Annotated in this window: 13 protein-coding genes; 9 read left to right on the top strand and 4 right to left on the bottom strand. The window is 70.7% G+C overall.

The features are described 5' to 3' along the window. The first annotated feature begins 17 nt into the window (after window positions 1-17). From IEY84_RS25535 to IEY84_RS25570, 8 genes are all read left to right on the top strand, one after another. Window positions 18-1352 (top strand): MFS transporter, encoded by a 1335-nt coding sequence (locus IEY84_RS25535; RefSeq protein ID WP_221209271.1) that lies wholly within the window; start codon window positions 18-20, stop codon window positions 1350-1352. After that, window positions 1349-2536, top strand: coding sequence for a CaiB/BaiF CoA transferase family protein (locus tag IEY84_RS25540; protein WP_183551570.1), 1188 nt, complete (start codon window positions 1349-1351; stop codon window positions 2534-2536). The genes IEY84_RS25535 and IEY84_RS25540 overlap by 4 nt, the downstream gene beginning before the upstream one ends. A gap of 73 nt (window positions 2537-2609) precedes the next feature. After that, on the top strand, window positions 2610-3758 hold the full coding sequence (locus IEY84_RS25545) for an acyl-CoA dehydrogenase family protein (protein WP_183551573.1): 1149 nt from the start codon (window positions 2610-2612) through the stop codon (window positions 3756-3758). A gap of 7 nt (window positions 3759-3765) precedes the next feature. Next, window positions 3766-4530: an SDR family NAD(P)-dependent oxidoreductase gene (locus IEY84_RS25550; protein WP_183551576.1), complete on the top strand. Its 765-nt coding sequence runs from the start codon at window positions 3766-3768 to the stop codon at window positions 4528-4530. Next, window positions 4527-5309: a crotonase/enoyl-CoA hydratase family protein gene (locus IEY84_RS25555; RefSeq protein WP_183551579.1), complete on the top strand. Its 783-nt coding sequence runs from the start codon at window positions 4527-4529 to the stop codon at window positions 5307-5309. The genes IEY84_RS25550 and IEY84_RS25555 overlap by 4 nt, the downstream gene beginning before the upstream one ends. A gap of 40 nt (window positions 5310-5349) precedes the next feature. Then, a complete protein-coding gene (locus IEY84_RS25560; protein WP_183551582.1) occupies window positions 5350-6513 on the top strand; it encodes a thiolase family protein in 1164 nt (387 codons plus the stop codon). After that, window positions 6510-7469 carry an NAD(P)H-dependent flavin oxidoreductase gene (locus IEY84_RS25565; RefSeq protein WP_183551585.1) on the top strand — a complete coding sequence of 320 codons (960 nt, stop codon included), beginning with the start codon at window positions 6510-6512 and terminating at the stop codon, window positions 7467-7469. Before IEY84_RS25560 ends, IEY84_RS25565 begins: the two co-directional genes overlap by 4 nt. A 5-nt stretch (window positions 7470-7474) precedes the next feature. After that, window positions 7475-9151: an acyl-CoA dehydrogenase family protein gene (locus IEY84_RS25570; protein ID WP_183551588.1), complete on the top strand. Its 1677-nt coding sequence runs from the start codon at window positions 7475-7477 to the stop codon at window positions 9149-9151. Window positions 9152-9235: 84 nt separating this feature from the next. Here the strand turns inward: IEY84_RS25570 and IEY84_RS25575 are convergent, their stop codons facing one another. Then, window positions 9236-14755, bottom strand: a complete 5520-nt coding sequence (locus tag IEY84_RS25575) for an ATP-binding protein (RefSeq protein ID WP_183551591.1) — start codon at window positions 14753-14755, stop codon at window positions 9236-9238. Window positions 14756-14907: 152 nt separating this feature from the next. Continuing rightward, on the bottom strand, window positions 14908-15363 hold the full coding sequence (locus tag IEY84_RS25580) for an agglutinin cell wall attachment protein (protein WP_183551594.1): 456 nt from the start codon (window positions 15361-15363) through the stop codon (window positions 14908-14910). A 134-nt stretch (window positions 15364-15497) separates the two neighbouring features. On the opposite strand from IEY84_RS25580, the gene IEY84_RS25585 reads away from it, so the two are divergent. Continuing rightward, window positions 15498-16673, top strand: coding sequence for an MFS transporter (locus IEY84_RS25585; protein ID WP_183551597.1), 1176 nt, complete (start codon window positions 15498-15500; stop codon window positions 16671-16673). Here IEY84_RS25585 and IEY84_RS25590 read toward each other — a convergent pair. Together IEY84_RS25590 and IEY84_RS25595 are read right to left on the bottom strand one after the other, a co-directional pair. Beyond that, window positions 16560-17450: a helix-turn-helix domain-containing protein gene (locus tag IEY84_RS25590; protein WP_183551600.1), complete on the bottom strand. Its 891-nt coding sequence runs from the start codon at window positions 17448-17450 to the stop codon at window positions 16560-16562. The two genes, IEY84_RS25585 and IEY84_RS25590, sit on opposite strands and share 114 nt — an antisense overlap. Window positions 17451-17479: 29 nt before the next feature. After that, window positions 17480-18232: an HAD-IIA family hydrolase gene (locus tag IEY84_RS25595; RefSeq protein ID WP_229789018.1), complete on the bottom strand. Its 753-nt coding sequence runs from the start codon at window positions 18230-18232 to the stop codon at window positions 17480-17482. Window positions 18233-18382 lie beyond the last annotated feature (150 nt).

Genomic DNA, 18382 nt, shown 5'->3' on the forward strand with positions numbered 1-18382 from the left:
TAGATCCGGAGAGACCCATGACACTGCCCACCACCGAGCGGACCGACGCGCTCCTCGCCGCGGCTCCCGACCAGGCCGCGTTCAAGCGACGGGCCTGGACGATCACGATCCTGCTTCTCGTCTTCATGCTTCTGAACTTCGCCGACAAGGCGGTGGTCGGATTCGCCGGCGTCCAGATCATGGATGACCTCGACATCTCCGCCAGCAGGTTCGGGCTGCTCCAGAGCGCCTTCTTCTGGCTCTTCGCCGTCGGCGCCATCACCATCGGCGCACTGACCTCTCGGATCGATGCGCGCTGGCTGGTTGCGGGCCTGATGCTGATCTGGGTGCTCACCATGGCCCCGCTGATGTGGCCACTGGCCTTCACCGCGGTGCTGGTGTGCCGGATCGCCCTCGGGTTCGCCGAAGGCCCGGCGTACGCCCTGTGCACCCACATCGTGCACTCGTGGTTCCCGCCGGAGAAGCGGGGCCTGCCCGCGGGTGTGATCACCGCAGGCGCCTCGATCGGTCCGTTGATCGCTGCTCCCCTGCTGACCTGGGTGATCGTCACCTGGTCGTGGCACGCGGCGTTCGGCGTGCTGACCGTCGCCGGCCTGCTGTGGTTGGCCGCCTGGCTGGTCCTCGGCCGGTCCGCACCGCCCGAGGGCAGCGTGCTCGCCACCAGCGTCGTAGTCGACCCCGACACCGTCCCGGTCGAGGCCCCCCTGCGGATCATCCTCACCACCGGCACCGTGATCGGCACCGCGCTGTTGACCTTCTTCGCCTACTGGTCGACGACGCTGAAGGTGGCTTGGCTCCCCCTCTTCCTCAGCCAGGGCCTCGGCTACGACGCGGTCACCAGCAGCCGGCTGATCACCTTCCCGTACGCGGTCGCGGCCGTCGCCGCGGTCGGCGCCGGCCTGGCGTCAAACCGGCTCACCGAGCGCGGCGTCAGCCGTCGCATCACCCGTGGCTACTTCGCCGGCGGACTGGTCGTGCTGGCCGGCCTCTCGATGTACCTGTTCACCATCATCGATCGCGGTCCCCTGCAGATGGTGTTCATCAGCCTTGCCTTCTCGATGAACTCCGCCGCGTACGCCGTCGCCTTCGTCGCGATCGGTGACGTCGTCCATCCGAAGCGCCGCGGCACCGTCCTCGGTTGCCTGGTCGCGTTCTACAGCATGGCGGGCGTGCTCGCGCCTCTGCTGCTCGGCTACCTCGTCGACGCTGCGCCCGATGCGATCACCGGCTACAACAACGGCTTCGCGGTCACCGGTCTCATGATGGCCGTCGGCGGGGTCCTGTCCCTCCTCCTAGTACGGCCCGAACGTGACCTCGCGCGCATCCGCGAACGAGTGGGGATGACCCGATGAGCGCCCCGCTGGAAGGGGTCCGCGTCGTCGACTTCGGACAGTTCATCGCCGCGCCCGCCGCGACGCAGGTGCTGGTCGACCTCGGTGCCGACGTGATCAAGGTCGAGCCCGTCACCGGCGAGGCGGCCCGCGTCATCGGGGTGTACGGCGAAGCGATCCTGCGCACCTACAACCGGGGCAAGCGGGCCATCGCGCTCGACCTCAAGGACCCGCGCGGGCGGGCCGTGGCCGAACGACTCATCGCCGAGGCCGACATCGTCGTGCAGAATCTGCGGCCCGGTGTGATGGAGAGCTTCGGCCTCGACGCCGCCAGCGTCCGAGCCAGGCACCCCGACATCGTCTACGCCACGGTCAGCGGCTTCGGTCTGCACGGCCCCTCGCGCAACCGGCCCGGGCTAGACATCGCAGCCCAGGCCGAGAGCGGCATCATGTGGGTGACCGGCGAAGCCGACGGTGAGCCGCAGCGTGTGGGGTTCCCGGTGGTCGACGCCGCGGCCGCCCACGTCTTTGCCCAGGCCGTGCTCGGGGCCTTCGTTCGCAAGATGCGCTTCGGGCTCGGCGACGAGGTCGAGGTGTCGCTGCTGGAGGTCGCCGTACACCTCCAGGGCCCGAACTGGGGCGAGTTCCTCCTCACCGGCAAGAGTCCGAAGCGCCGTGGCAACGGGCAGCCGACCATCGCCCCCGCGGCCGACGTGATGCCCACGCTGGACGGCGCCATCGTGGTGTCGGCGTACTCGCCGCAGCACTTCGCCAGGCTGTGCACCCTGATCGGGCGCGACGACCTGCCCGGCGACCCGCGGTTCGCCACCAACGAGGACCGAGTGGCCAATCGGGCCCCGCTGCTCGTCGAGCTGCGTGCCGCGTTCGCCCCGCTGACCAGCGACGCCGCGATGGAGCTGCTGACCAGTAACGGCGTCGTGGCAGGCCGGATCAGTGGGTATGACGAGGTGTTCAAGAACCCTGACATCGAGGCCGCCGGCCTGTTCATCGAGGCGACCGAGCCCGACGGTTCCACGTACCCGACCATGCGGTCGCCCTGGCACCTGGGTTCAGCGGGAGACGGACCCCGCACCGCCGCCCCGCGCCTGGGTGAGCACACCGCCGAGGTGCTCCGCGCCCACGGCTACGACCCCGCGGAGATCGCGGACCTCGCTGCTGCGCGGGTCATCGGCCTCGGCGGCTGACCCGAAGAACGTCCTCCTGGCCGGGCCCATCGTCGTGCCCAGCCGCCCATCATCACCACGACTGGAGAGAATCATGAACCGAGACATCTACGACGAGGACCACGACGCGTTCCGCGAGACCGTACGGCAGCTGATCGACAAGGAGATCGTGCCGCATCTCCCCGTCTGGGAGGAGGCCGGCATCGTCCCTCGTGAGCTGTTCCGCAAGACGGCGGACATCGGCATCAACGGGCTCCAGATCCCCGAGCGCTTCGGCGGTGGTGGCGTGGAGAGCTTCCGCTTCAACGCGGTCGTCCTCGAGGAGAACGGCTTCGCCGCGGCGAGCCTCGGTGGGCTCCAGGTGCACCTGAGCACGGTGCTGCCCTACTTCCTCGAGCTCGCCAACGAGGAGCAGAAGGAGCGTTGGTTCCCCGGCTTCGCCGACGGCACCCTCGTCAGCTCGATCGCGATGACCGAGCCCGGCACCGGCTCCGACCTGGCCGGCGTGGCCACGACCGCCCGGCGTGACGGCGACGAGTACGTCCTCAACGGGGCCAAGACCTTCATCACCGGCGGCATCAATGCGGACCTCATCGTGGTGGTGGCTCGCACCTCCAACGACGAGAGCAACCGGCGCAAGGGCCTGTCGCTCCTGGTCGTCGAGTCCGGCATGCCCGGCTTCACCCGTGGCCGCAACCTCGACAAGATGGGGCTCAAGGCGCAAGACACCGCCGAGCTCTCCTTCGAGGACGTCCGGGTGCCGGTCGCCAACCTCCTCGGCACCGAGGGCGAGGCGTTCGCGGCGCTCACCTCCAACCTGCCCCAGGAGCGCCTCACCATCGCGGTGACGGCCTACGCGACGGCAACCGCCGCGCTCAACCTCGCCATCGACTACGTCAAGGAGCGCAAGGCGTTCGGCCACCGCGTCGCCGACTTCCAGAACACCAAGTTCGTGCTCGCCGAATGTGCGACCGAGCTCGAGGCCGCCGAGGCCATGGTCGACCGGGCCATCATCGCCCTCGACGCCGGCAGGCTGACCCCGGCCGATGCCGCCAAGACGAAGCTGTTCTGCACCGAGGTCCAAGCCCGGGTCATCGACAAGTGCCTCCAGCTGCACGGCGGTTACGGCTACATGCGCGAGTATCCGATCGCGCGCCTCTACACCGATGCTCGCGTCAGCCGGATCTTCGGCGGCACCAGCGAGGTCATGAAGAGCGTCGTCTCCAAGTCGCTGGGGTTGTGAGGCAGCCATGGACATCAGCGGGATCAACACCGTCGTCACCGGCGCGGCATCGGGGCTCGGACGGGCCACCGCCGAACGGCTGATCGCCGGCGGAGCATCCGTCACCCTGGTCGATCTGCCTTCCTCGGACGGCAAGGCGGTTGCGGCCGAGCTCGGAGACAGGTCCAGGTTCGTGGCTGCGGACGTGATCGACGGCGATCAGGTCGCGGCCGCGTTCGCGACCGCCGACGAGCAGGGTCCGGTGCGCGCAGTCGTGCACTGCGCCGGCCGCGGTCGTCCGATGCGGCTGCTCGACAAGGCCGGAGAGGCCGTCGACCTGGAGCCCTTCGCGTCGGTGATCGAGCTCAACGTGGTCGGATCGTTCAACGTCCTCCGGTACGCCGCGCGGTCGCTGGCGCGCAACGAACCGCTCGACGGCGACCGTGGCGTCTGTGTCCTGACCGCATCCGTCGCGGCGTTCGAAGGACAGATCGGCCAGATCAACTACTCGGCGGCCAAGGCCGCGGTGGTCGGGATGACCCTGCCGGCTGCGCGTGACCTGGCCGGCATCGGCGTCCGGGTGTGCACGATCGCTCCCGGCACGTTCGACACCCCTCTGCTGGCCCGGGCCCGGGACGACGTCCGCGAGTCGCTCGCGGCGGCCGTACCGCACCCGCGTCGGCTCGGCGACCCCACCGAGTTCGCGGCGCTCGCCGCGCACATCGTCGAGAACGGCATGCTCAACGGCGAGACGATCAGGCTCGACGGCGCGATCCGGATGGCACCCCGATGACCTCGTCGGCAGGCGCCACCCCACCGGTGCTGGTCGAACGAAGGGGCGCCGTGCTCGTGATCACCCTCGATCGGCCCGAGGCTCGCAACGCCATCGACCTGCGCACCGCGGAGGCGATCGGCGCGGCGATCGAGACCCTCGAGTCGGACCGGTCTCTCGCTGCGGGTGTGATCGCGGCTAACGGCAGCACGTTCTGCGCCGGGATGGACCTCAAGGCGCACCTGCGCGGCGAGCGACCGCGTACGGAGAAGGGTGGCTTCGCCGGGCTGGTCGAGGCACCGCCCACCAAGCCGCTGATCGCGGCGGTCGAAGGACCGGCTCTCGGCGGCGGCTTCGAGATCGTGCTGGCCTGCGATCTCGTGATCTCCTCCGCTGCCGCCTCGTTCGGCCTGCCCGAGGTGAAACGTGGCCTGGTCGCCGCGGCCGGCGGGCTGACCCGCCTCCCGAGGTCGCTGCCGCGCGCGGTGGCCCTCGAGATGATCCTCACCGGAGACGCCGTCCCCGCCGCGGACCTGGCCAGGTTCGGGCTGGTCAACCGGGTCGTGGATCCGGGCCAGGCGCTGTCGACGGCGGTCGAGCTGGCCCTGCGTATCGCAGAGAACGGACCCCTCGCCGTCCACACCAGCAAGCGCGTCGTCATCGAGTCGTCGGACTGGCCCGCCGACCAGGAGTTCCTGCGCCTGCGCGAGGCCGCGGCCACCGTGTTCGCCTCGGCCGACGCCCGCGAGGGCGCCCGTGCCTTCGCCGAGCGCCGCAAGCCTACCTGGTCCGGCAGCTGACCCGGACCTCACCACATCCCCACCACAGAAGGACTTCCACATGCGTGACGCAGTCATCGTCGAAGCAGTTCGCACACCCATCGGTCGCCGTAAGGGCGCCCTCATCGAGACCCACCCCGTCGACCTCTCCGCAGTGGTGCTGCAGGCCCTCGCCGAGCGCTCCGGCATCGATCTCTCCCGCGTCGACGACGTCATGTGGGGCTGCGTCGGCCAGGTCGGCGAGCAGTCGGCCAACGTCGGACGCAACGCCGTGCTCGCCGCCGGCTGGCCCGAGAGCGTCCCCGGCACCACCATCGACCGTCAATGCGGCTCGAGTCAGCAGGCCCTTCACTTCGCGGCCGCGACGGTGATCTCGGGACAGGCTGACGTTGTCGTTGCCGGAGGCGTCGAGTCGATGAGCCGCGTGCCGATGGGGTCAGCCAGAAATGCAGGTCCCGGCCAGCCCTTCGGGCCCCGCATGCGGGCCCGGTACGACGACTTCGCGTTCAATCAGGGCACCGGTGCCGAGATCCTCGCACGCCGACACAACCTGAGCCGTGAGCAGCTCGATGCCTACAGCCTGGAGTCGCATCGTCGTGCAGCCCAGGCCATCGACGACGGCCGCTTCGTCAAGCAGATCGCCCCGGTCGAGCTGTCTGACGGCTCCACCCTCTCCGAGGACGAAGGGGTACGCCGCGAGTCGACGCTCGAGTCCCTGGCAGGCTTGAAGCCCGCGTTCGAGGAGGGTGGCCGGATCACCGCGGGCAACGCATCGCAGATCTCGGACGGTGCCGCTGCCCTGCTGGTCATGACGAGCGACAAGGCCCGCTCGCTCGGCCTCGACCCCATCGCCCGCGTGCACGCCGCCACCGTCGTCGGCGACGACCCGATCACCATGCTGGGCGGACCGATCCCGGCGACCGCGAAGGTGCTGAAGCTGGCCGGCCTGACGCTCCCCGACATCGGCGCGTTCGAGGTGAACGAGGCGTTCGCCAGCGTCGTCGGCGCCTGGCTCGACGCGACCGGTGCCCCTGCCGAGCTGGTCAACCCGCTCGGCGGAGCGATCGCGCTGGGCCATCCTCTCGGAGGCTCCGGAGCCCGGATCGCCACCACCCTGGTGCACCACCTACGTGATGAAGGCCTGCGCTACGGCCTGCAGACCATGTGCGAGGCAGGCGGCATGGCCAACGCGACGATCTTCGAGAACCTGGCGGTCGCGTCATGACCCTTCCCCCGATCCTGTGTGACCGGCTGCGGCTGCCGGTCGTCGCGTCACCGATGTTCACCGTCTCCGGGCCCGACCTGGTGATCGCCCAGTGCACCTCCGGCGTTGTCGGCTCGTTCCCCTCCCTCAACGCGCGACCCCAGGGACTGCTCGACGACTGGCTGAGCACCATCACCGACGCGCTGGCCAAGCACGACGCCAACCATCCCGAGGCGCCGGCAGCGCCGTACGCCGTGAACCTGATCGTGCATCGGACCAACGCCCGGCTGGAGGCCGACCTCGAGACCGTCGTCCGGCACGAGGTGCCGATCGTCATCACGTCGCTGGGGGCTCGCGCCGAGGTCAACGACGCGGTTCACTCGTACGGCGGGATCGTGCTGCACGACGTGGTCCACGACGGGTTCGCCCGCAAGGCTGTCGAGAAGGGCGCCGACGGCCTGGTCGCGGTCGCTGCCGGAGCCGGCGGACACGGCGGCTCCCAGTCGCCGTTCGCACTGGTGCAGGAGATCCGCAGCTGGTTCGACGGGCCGCTGGTGCTCTCTGGCGCCATCGCACACGGCCGTTCGGTGCTGGCTGCGCAGGCCGCCGGCGCCGATCTCGCCTACGTCGGCTCGGCGTTCATCGCCACCGACGAGGCGCTGGCGGACGACAGCTACAAGCAGATGGTCGTGGCGTCCGCGGCTGCCGACATCGTGCACTCCGACCTGTTCACGGGAGTGCCCGGCAACTACCTGCGCGGCAGCATCGAGGCCTCGGGTCTCGACCCCGACCGGCTCGCCGAGCAGGACCGAGCCGTCATGAGCTGGGCCGACGGGACCAGCAAGGTCAAGGCGTGGAGCCAGGTCTGGGGCTCGGGGCAGGGCATCGGCGTGGTCGATGCGGTGTGCCCGGCGGCCGACCTGGTCGACCGCCTCGCCGACGAGTACGACGACGCGCGTGCACGGCTGATCGGATGAAGACGATGACGACGGACACCATTGAGGAGACCACCGTGTATCACGGCAACGAGGTGCTCAACCAGACCCCAGAACTGGTCGACTACGACGTATCCGACGACCCCGCCCTCCGCGAAGGGCTGGTCCGCGAGGGTGCCGGCTGGGCGCTCGATGATCTCACCGAGGTCGGTCGAGCGGCGGGCAGTCGTGAGGTGCAGGAGTGGGGACGACTGGCGAACGAGCACGCGCCGGTCCTGCAGCGCTATGACGCCGTCGGCCACCGCCGCGACGACGTGGAGTTCCACCCGGCGTACCACTCGCTGATGGCCAAGGCCTTCGAGTTCGGCCTCAACGCGGCGCCCTGGTTCGAGGACCGGCCGGGCGCCCATGCGGCCCGCACCGCGAAGGCCTTCGCCTGGGGGCAGGCCGAGTCCGGCCACATGTGCCCGATCGGCATGGCGTACGCCGCTGTGCCGACCCTGCGCCACACGCCCGAGCTGGCCGAGGCCTACGGGCGGCGTCTGGCCAGCACCGAGTACGACCCGGAGCTACGTCCCATGGACGAGAAGCCCGGGTTGGTCCTGGGAACATCGATGACAGAGCGTCAGGGCGGCTCCGACGCCCGGGCCAACATCTCCCGCGCGGTGGAGCGGCCGGACGGGACCTACGACGTCATGGGCCACAAGTGGTTCACCTCGGCGCCGATGAGCGACGGGTTCCTGACCCTCGTACAGACCGAGCCAGGACTCACCTGCCTCCTGCTGCCCCGGGTGCTGCCCGACGGCACCCGCAACCCGATCCGCCTGGAGCGTCTCAAGGACAAGCTCGGCAACCGGTCGAACGCCTCGGCCGAGATCGAGTACCACGGTGCTACCGGGTGGCGCGTCGGCGAGGAGGGCCGGGGCGTGCGCACGATCATCGAGATGGTCAACTTCACCCGTCTCAACTGTGTGGTGCTCAGCTCGGCGTTCATGCGCAAGGGACTGGTGCGCGCCGTGCACCACGCCCAGCACCGCCGTGCCTTCGGCAACCTGCTCGTCGACCAACCTCTGATGCGCAACGTGCTGGCTGATCTGACCCTCGAGTCGGAGGCTGCCGTAGCTGCCTTGATGCGACTGGGCGGCGCGACCGATCGGGCGGGGGTCTCCGAGGCCGAGGCCGGAGTTCGCCGTCTCGGGCTGGCCGTCACCAAGTACTGGGTGTGCAAGCGCGCCCAGGCTGTTGTGGGCGAGGCGCTGGAGTGTCTGGGAGGCAACGGATACATCGAGAACTCTGGAATGCCACGGCTCTACCGCGAAGCACCGCTGCAGTCGGTCTGGGAAGGCTCCGGAAACGTAGCGGCACTCGACGTGCTTCGCGTGATCCGGCGCCAGCCCGAGACGGTCGAGGCCTTCTTCGACGAGCTGCGCCTGGCGTCGGGTGCGGACAGGCGGTTGGACGCGGCGGTCGCGAGTCTCGAGAAAGACCTCGTCGCCGACGGGACCGACTCCGCCGAGCTGGAGTTCGGGGCGCGCGGCCTCGTCGAGCGGCTGGCCCTGGTGTTCCAGGCCAGCCTGCTCGTTCGGCACAGCTCTCAGGCAGTTGCCGACGCATTCATCGCATCCCGGTTGGGCGGGAGCTGGGGGATCGCCTTCGGCACCCTGCCCAGGGGCGTCGACGCCCTCGGGATCCTCACGAGGGTGCCGGCTGGCATGGCCGACTGACGCTCCCCCCGGCTGCGCGTCCGCGAACGCGTCGAGCCCGTTAGGTCACCGGACGAGCCTGCCCGTCCGGTGACCAGGTCGGGTTCACCCGTCGCCCAACGCCCGCTCGATGACCTCGACCACCTTGGGCCGAAGGTCGCTGGCGGCGATGACCTCGTCGACAGAGCCGACCTCGACGGCGCGGTGGATGTCGTGGACGCCGTCGAACTCGGCGGCGACCTCGGCGATCTTGTCCGCACGCAGCTGGGCGCGGAGCTCGGCGAGCTCGACGACGAGGGCGCCGCGTTCGCCGTCCTCGGCGTGGTCGATGCGCTCCTCGAGAGCGGCGACTCGCGGGTCGGCCGCTGCTCGCTTGGAGACCTCGGCCGCGAAGACGACGGCGGCGGCGGGCGCACCGCCGAGGACCGAGGCGTACGAGCCCTCGATGGCGAGGACGGTCATCGACGGGTTGAGGTGCTTGGAGAAGACCACGAACGCGCCGCCGTGGTAGCGGGAGATGACGCAGAAGACGATCGGGCCCTGGAAGTTGACGACTGCGCGGCCGATCTCGGCGCCGTACTCGAGCTGGAGGTTGCGCATCGACTCCGGAGAGCCGTCGAAGCCGGACAGGTTGGCGAGCACGACCAGCGGGCGGTTGCCCGAGGCCGCGTTGATCGCCCGCGCGACCTTCTTCGAGGACCGCGGGAACAGGGTGCCCGCGGTGTAGGTGTCCGGACCGTCGGTGGGAGGGAAGCCGGCGCGCGGCACCGGCTTGGACTCGATGCCGACGAGGCTGACCGGGTAGCCGCCGATCCGGGTGTCGACGACCACGGCGGTGTCGGCGTCGGCCATGCCGGCCCAGCGTTCGAGCATCTCGTGGTCGGCGTCGGCCAGCGCCCGCATCACGGTGCGGATGTCGAAGGGGCGCTTGCGGTCGGGGTTGTGCTCGGCCGAGAAGATCTCGCCGACCGTGGCGAAGTCACCCGCGTGCGGGTGCGCCGACACGTCGCGGTCGATCGGGTCAGAAGTCGGCGCGCGGCGCGGCCCGGCCTCGCCGGGAACCACGTAGCTGTGCTCGTAGTGCGCCATGAGCACCCGGAAGGCGCCGGCCAGGTCGGGCACCCAGTACTGCGCCTGACCGTTCGGGCCCATCACCCGGTCGTAGCCGCCGATGCCGTGGTTGTCCTCGGCGGACACACCGCCGGAGAAGTCGAGCGACTGCTTGCCGGTCAGCACCATCGCGCTGTCCGGGGTCATCACCAGGATGCCCTTGGTGTGCATCAGCATCGTCGCTTCGGCGTTCCAGTAGGGCTGGGCGCCGACGTTGATCCCGGCGACGACGATGTTGATCTCGCCGCCGTCCTGGGTGAAGTGGACGATGCGGCGCAGCGCGGCGGCGACCCAGTCCATGTTCTCGGTGCCGCTCTCCATCGAGATCCGGGCGCCGGCCGAGACGGCGAACCACTCGACCGGGATCTGCAGCCTCTCGGCGAGGTCGATGGCCGCGATCACCCGGGCACACTCGGGCTCCGAGAGCGCGCCGAGCGACTTGAGCGGGTCACCGCAGAGCACGACTCGGCTGATGCCCTCCGGGTAGAGAGAGCTCGGGGTGGTCACGACGGCGACGATGATGCCGGCGCTGTTGAGTCCGGGAGCACGGTCGACGGGGACGAGCACGCCGTCGGCGTCGAGGTCGTGCTCGACGACCGTTCCGCTTCCGGCCAGGGCGCGCTGGAGCTCGTAGGGGTAGACGAGGCCGCGGCGTCGGGCGCGCAGCACCTTGGCGGCGTACTCGTCCAGCGGGGCGAGCGGCTCGTTGGGCGGCTCGATGACGTCGGCCACGACGCCCGCGCCTGGCTTGGCGTGGAAGCGGATGGCCAGCGGGGTCGGGTCGCCACCGTCGCGCCCGGCCACGCGGCCCTGCGCGAGCACCTCCTCGATCCCGGCGCCCTCGCTGAGCGGGGTGATCTTGCTCTGGAGCGCGGTGATCTGGTCGAGGTCTGCCTCGACCACCGGCCACACCGTCACCCACACGTGGTTGACGTCGAGCTTGGTGCCCTCGCGGCCCCGGGCGGTGCGTACGCGGCGGATCGCCTCGAGGCAGTTCTCCACGGCGCGCTCGACGTGCGGCAGCGCGATCACGCGGCCCTCGTCGTCCCGGACCACGGCGAGCTGGCGGGCCTGGGCAGCCGCGACGAGCCGGCGGTCGGCGGGGTTGGCCCGGGCTACGCACTCGTAGAGCAGTACGTCGTCGGGCGCGGCGAGCCGGGTGACGTTGAACTCGCTGAGGCGCCACAGGTTGAGCCTGCGACCGACCATCGGGTGCATGCCCCGGACCAGGGTGTCCTCGACCAGCTCTGCGGTCGGGGTGTGAGGAGCGCCGTCTGCGTGATGGCGGTAGGTGAAGTAGTCGATCGGCTGCGGCGCGGCATGGCAGACCGCGATCGAGACGCGGCGGGCGCGGCGGGCGAACTCGTGGCCGGCGAGCATCTTCGCGAGCTCGGACGAGGCGAGGTCCGGGTCGGTGGGCGCGTCGGTCCAGCGCAGGTAGATCTCGACGACGTCGTCGTGGTCCGAGGACAGCGCCGAGGTGATGGCGGCACCGAGCTGGCCGTCGGGATGGGCGAGCTCCGTCACGTCGCCGATGGTGGACACGACTCGGGTCGCGCCCTTCTCGTCCGTGGCGTACTCGGCGTGCGCGACCGGGCGTCCAGCGCCATCGCCAGTGACGGTGACGGTGAGGTCGTGCAGGTGGTAGTCGCGGTAGTGGCGGCGGATCAACACCTCCAGCAGCGGCTCACGATCGGGAAGTCCGTCGACCAGCCGGTCCCGGAGGAAGCCGACCAACGGCTCGGGGACAGCGGCCAGCGCGTCGATCCGGGCGGCCCGGTCAGGGGCGTCCGGGTCGGTGAGGGCGGCGACCTCGGCCGGCACTCCCTCCAGCACCGCGCGGCGCTCGTCATCGACCAGCGGCTGGTCGAACCAGCCGAACCGGACCGAGCGAGCCAGGTCGCCGACCACGGCGAACCGGCGCTGCGTAGCGCGCACCATCCGCTCGAGAAGCGCGCGGACCGCAGCGGCGTCCTCCGTCGCCGGCGGCGGGTCGCCGAGCCAGCGCTGCAGCACCCCGATCGCGACATCGACGTCGGAGGGATGCTGCTGGGCGAGGAAGATGCGGAACACCGCGCGCTCGAGCTCCGGCGTACGTTCGAGGTCGGAGACCCCGTAGTGCGCGAGCACCCGCAGCAGCTTGTCGCGGAAGTGGTCCGGGAGCGCGCCCCGGTCGGGGTCGAGGCTGCGCAGGTAGGTGTGGAAGTACTCCCGCGAGCTGTGCACGCGCAGCTCGGTGGACGGCTCGTCACCGGCCGGGCGGTTGCGGCTGAGCTCGGCGAAGTCGGTGAACAGGGCCAGCAGGTCCATCTCGGTGCGGAGGGTGTCCGCGGGCTCACCGGTGGAGCGAGAGGCCAGATGAGCGGCGAGCAACGCCGGACGCTGATCCTCCTCGACGTCATAGCCGAGCAGCAGGCTGCTCAGGTCGTCCAGCGCACCGTTGCTACGGCCGGGCTCCGTGGTGGGTGCGGGCAGATCGAGGTCGGCCAGGGTGGCGGTGGTCGCCTCGCCCTCGGCCTCGCCGGTCGGCTCGAGGCGCAGCAGCGGCGCCGCGGTCTCGACCTGGCTCCCGACCCGGACCAGGAGCTCCTTGACCCGGCCGGTGAACGGCGCGGTCAGCGCGGTCTCCATCTTCATCGACTCGAGGACCAGCACGGGGTGCCCGGCTGTCACCTCGTCGCCGACGGCGAGCGGGGTGGACACGACGAGCGCCGGCGCGGGCGCGCGGACCATGCCGCCCTCGTCGCGGCTGACCCGGTGCATCACGTCGTCGACCTCGACCAGATGGACGGGGCCGTGGGTGGCGGTCACCAGCCGGTAGCGGTGGCCGTCGACGGTGAGCCGGCCGTGCACCTCGTCGATCCGGTCGAGGGTGGCGGTGAGGGTGCGCCGCTCGCCGCCGGCCGTGATGGTGACCTGGTAGCGGGCGGGTCCGGACTGCCGCACGGTCAGGGCGTACGTCGCCCCGCGCAGCTTGAGCTCGATGGTGCGGGCAGGGTCGTGCTGGATCTGGGGCCGGCCGCCCTGGGCGGTCTGGAGCATGCGGGCGATCTCGCCGCGCTCGGCCTCGTCGTACCCCTCGATCGCGGCGGCGACGAGCGCGACGCCGGCGTGCCGGGCCGCTTGCAGCCGTCCCTCGCCGCGCACCCGGTCGATCCATCCGGTGTCGGCCCAGGCCGGGCTGCCGGTGGTGACCTCGGGCTGGTCGAGGAGGTCGAGGATGAAGCTCTTGTTGGTCGCGCCGCCGTCGATGATGACGGTGGTCTCCCCCATCGCCCGGCGCAGTCGCGCCAGCGCCTGCTCGCGGTCGGCGCCCCAGGCGATCACCTTGGCGATCATCGAGTCGAAGTCGGCCGGGATGGTGTCGCCCTCGGCCACGCCGGTGTCGACCCGGATGCCGGGGCCGGCGGGGAACTCGAGGCGGCTGATCCGGCCAGGCGCGGGCGCGAAGTCGCGGTCCGGGTCCTCGGCGTTGAGCCGGGCCTCGACCGCGTGGCCGCGCTCGACCGGACGGTCGCCGGCTAGCGGTACGCCGGAAGCGACCTGGATCTGCAGCGCGACCAGGTCGGTGCCGGTCACGGCCTCGGTGATGGGGTGTTCGACCTGGAGGCGGGTGTTGACCTCGAGGAACGCGAACGTCTTCGAGCCCGGGTGGTAGAGGAACTCGACGGTGCCGGCACCGGCATAGCCGACGGCGTTGGCGAGGCGCTCGGCCGACTCCTTGAGATCGGCGGCCTGCTCCTCGCTCAGCAACGGAGACGCCGACTCCTCGATGACCTTCTGGTTGCGTCGCTGCACCGAGCAGTCGCGTACGCCGATGGCCCAAGCGGTGCCCTGACCGTCGGCGATCACCTGGACCTCGACGTGGCGGGCGTCGGTGACCAGCTTCTCGAGGAACACCACGCCGCTGCCGAAGGCCCGCTCGGCCTCGTCCCGGGTGCGCTGGTAGGCGTCGGCGAGCTCGTCGCCGGAGGTGACCTTCCGGATGCCCCGCCCGCCGCCGCCGGCGGTGGCCTTGAGCATGAGCGGGTAGCCGATCTCCTCGGCGCTGGCCAGCGCCGACTCGAGGTCGTCCACGCCGCCGCGGCTCCAGGGAGCCACCGGGACGCCGACCTCTTCGGCGATCAGCTTCGAGCCGATCTTGTCGCCCAGCTTCCGCATGGCCTCGGCGCTGGGACCGATGAAGGTGATGCCCAGCCGGTCGCACAGCTCAGCGAAGGCGGGGTCCTCGGCGACGAAGCCCCACCCGACCCAGGCAGCGTCCGCCCCGGAGGCGACCAGTGCCTGCTCGAGGACGGCGAGGTCGAGGTACGGGCGGTCCGCGGCGGCACCGAGCAGGTGCGCCTCGTCGGCCTCACGAACGAACGCCGCCCCGGCGTCGACGTCGGTGTGCAGAGCGATGGTGCGGATGGTTCCTACGGACGTGTCCCTCGCGTTGAGGTCGCGTACGGCATGGATCAGACGCATCGCGGCTTCACCGCGGTTGACGATGGCAATTCGGGAGACCTGTGGCACGGTGCAGACCCTTTCACCTGACGCCGCACCTGCGCGCCTGCGACTCCGACAGTCTTCTCGGGGAATCCTTGTGGACCCTTCCCAAGCATGGCGGTCCGCCACGCGGCCCGATCACCACGAGCCATGCCTCGACATGCGCGCCCGATCCGGGGCTACAGCGTCCGCTGGGCGCCGTTGACCTTCTGACGTAGCCAGCCGGGCACACGGTCCTCATCACGGGGATACGTCTCGAGGTCGATGGCATACAGGCCCGGGTGCGCAGGCCAGCGCCAGACGGGTTCGTCGTCGTAGTTGAACACGACCTGGGGCGAGCTCGTCTGCTCGTCCTCGCCGCTCGCGATGGTCCATCGGGCGGAGAACCAGGCGCCCTTGCCGGGTTCGTACATCACCCGCCTGAGCTCGTCTGTCAGCGAGAGAACGCTGTCGGGCGGCCGGACGAGCGCGAAGCTGCCATCGGGTCGATGCACCTCGATGCGTCCGGTGAAGAACATGGACAGGTTGCGGTGGTTGAAGACCAACGTGGACCAGTCGCCCTCGACCTCCTCGGCGAGGTGGTGGGCGATCTCAGCGATGAGCTGTTCATGTCTGACCACGGGGGGATCGGTCATGGCGCTCACGCTACTACCGCTGTCGACCCCATTCCGGAAGCCCGGTTCGCGGATCGGCGAGACGGCGGTCATCCGATCAAGCACGGACGACGGACGATCAACCGGGAGGCGTGGATCGGCGCGACGATCGTCAGGTGACCACGACTTCATCAGATGTGACCCGGCCCGTCGCTCCCGACACCCCTCGAGGGCGATGGGCTCCGGTGGTGGCGCTCGCCGCCGGGATCGCGATCCTGGTCTCGAGCGAGTTCCTGCCAGCCGGCGTACTGCCCACGATGGCGCGGGACCTCGGTATCAGCGAAGGAACAGCAGGGCTCGCGGTGGCGGCGACCGCGATCGCGGGAGCGTTGACCGCACCGACCATCGCCATGGTCCTGCCGAGGATGGACCGACGTACGTTGCTGGTCGGCCTGCTGGTCGCCGCGGCGGTCGCCAACCTGGCGGTCGCGGTGGCCCCCGGCTTCGTCGTCCTGCTCCTCGGCCGGCTGGTGCTCGGCGCGGCGATCGCCGGGTACTGGTCCTTCGCCTTCGCCGTCGGGACGTACGCCTCCCCCGGCCGCGACCACGTGATCTCGACCTCGATCGCGCTGGGGGTCACGGTGGCCACGATCGTCGGCCTGCCGCTCGGCTCGCTGCTGGCCGACGGGCCCGGCTGGCGCTGGGGGTTCGCGGCGGCGGCGGTGCTGAGCCTGATCGGGGCGGTGGCCCTCACCCGAGCCCTGCCGCCGGTGCCCGCCCATCCCGGAGCGGGGATGTCCATGTTGCGTCAGGCACTCCGCAATCCCCGACTCGTGGCCGGCGTGGTGGTGCTCGTCGTGGCAGTGCTCGGGAACTTCCTGGCGTACCCGTTCATCCGGATCGCCATCGACGAGACCTCCCCGGGCGCAGGCATGTGGATGCTGGTGCTGTGGGGCGTCGGCGGGCTCTTCGGCAACCTCGCTGCCGGACGCTTCTCCCACCGCCTGCGCGCGGTCGTGACCGTCGCGCCGCTTCTGCTCGCCGTCGGGCTGGTGCTGACCGTCCTCGCTGAGAGCACACCTGTGATGGCGCTGGCGATGCTCGTGTGGGGGTTCGGTTTCAACATGGTGCCGGTCGGCACGCAGCTCTGGGTCACCCGCGTCGAGCCCGAGCGCACGGAGTCGGCACTGGCGCTCCAGGTCACCGCCTTCCAGGTGGCGATCACCCTCGGGGCGGCGCTAGGAGGCGCGGTCCTCGACGAGTACGGGGTCGAGCTGGTGCTCCTCATCGGCGCGGTCGCCGCGGCCGTCGCGGCGGCGGGCTTCGGGGCGCTCCGGGTCTCGCGCGGCTGAGGCGTCCTCGCGCCACGCCTGCGGACCGGTGCCGTGGGTCGCGGTGAAGGCCCTGCTGAACGCCGCGCCCGACCCGTAGCCGACGGCGTACGCCACCTGCTCGACCGGACGGTCACCGCCGGCCAGCAGGTGGCGGGCCGCACGCATCCGGACGTCCCGCAGCGCCTCGCTCGGGCTCTGGCCCAGACTGCGCCGGAACCGCTCCCCCAACGCCGACCTCGACAGGTGCACCGACTCCGCCATCGCCTCGACCGACCAGGGGCGCCCCGGCTCCGCCACCAGCGCATTCATCACCCTGGCCACGGCTGGGTCCAGGACGGGCGCGGGACCCTCGGTCCCGCGCCCGGTGTCCTCAAGCCACGAGGCCGTCATCGCCGCACCGAGCAGCGACGCGTAGCCCGACGCGAACAGCGCCGACGGGCTGCACGGTCCGGCCAGCGGGCACCGCCGGACCAGCTCGGCGACCCCGCCGTGCCGGCCGACGAAGTCGCGCACGACCAGCGGGTTGGCCAACGGGTAGCCCACCTCGACCGCCCGCAGGTCCGCCCGCGTGAGCGCGGCCCCGTCCCGGGTCGAGACCCGGTGCCTCACCTGCATCCCGACCAGGGCCGCATCCCCCGCCCGGAGCAGGTGCGACTGCCCGGCCGCGGTCAGCACGGCTGTGCCGTCGTCGACGAGCAGCCAGCCGGCGAAGCGTACGTCCTCACCGGCGGAGCCGGCGGCCAGCTGCTCCTGGTAGGCGAAGGTCATCTCCCACGACGGGCGGTCCTGGTTCACACCTGGCCCAGCGCGCGGGTGCCGCTGGGCTATTCCCCGGCGTCGAGCAGCGGCAGTACGTCGGCGATCGAGGCGACCACGTGGGTCGGCCGGAACGGGAACGTCTCGACCTGCTCGGGCCTGGTCGACCCGGTCTCGACCAAGATGGTGCGCATCCCGGCCTCGAGGCCGCTGATGATGTCGGTGTCCATCCGGTCACCGATCATCACCGTCGTCTCGGAGTGGGCCTCGAGCTGGTTGAGGGCGCTGCGCATCATCAGCGGGTTGGGCTTGCCGATGAAGTAGGGCGCTCGGTTGGTCGCAGCGCTGATCAGCGCGGCCACGGAGCCGGTCGCGGGAAGCGTGCCCTGCGGGCTCGGCCCGCTCGGGTCGGGGTTGGTCGCGATGAACTGCGCGCCACGCTCGATCAGCCGGATCGCCCGGGTGATCGACTCGAAGGAGTAGGTGCGGGTCTCCCCGAGCACCACGTAGTCGGGGTCGTTCTCCGTCATCACGTAGCCGACCGCGTGCAGCGCGGTCGTCAGCCCGGCCTCGCCGACGACGTAGGCAGATCCACCCGGCCGCTGGTCAGCGAGGAACTGCGCGGTCGCGAGCGCCGAGGTCCAGATCGACTTCTCAGGCACGTCGAGGCCGGACCGCAGCAGCCGGACCCGGAGGTCTCTCGGGGTGTAGATCGAGTTGTTGGTCAGCACCATGAACGGCACGGATGCCTCGGTGAGCTTCTTCAGGAACTCGGCGGCGCCTGGGATGGGCTCCTCCTCGCGCACCAGGACGCCGTCCATGTCAGTCAGCCACGTGTTGATGGGGCGCTCGTCGATCACGGAGCCATCCTCGCCTATCGCGGCATCGACCGCGATCACCGCCACTACTTTCCCCACCAGTCAATAGTTCTTACGGCTAACCACGAATGTTCCTCGGCCAGATGCCTCCAT

The organism is Nocardioides albus (genome assembly GCF_014648255.1).
Lineage (GTDB): Bacteria > Actinomycetota > Actinomycetes > Propionibacteriales > Nocardioidaceae > Nocardioides > Nocardioides albus.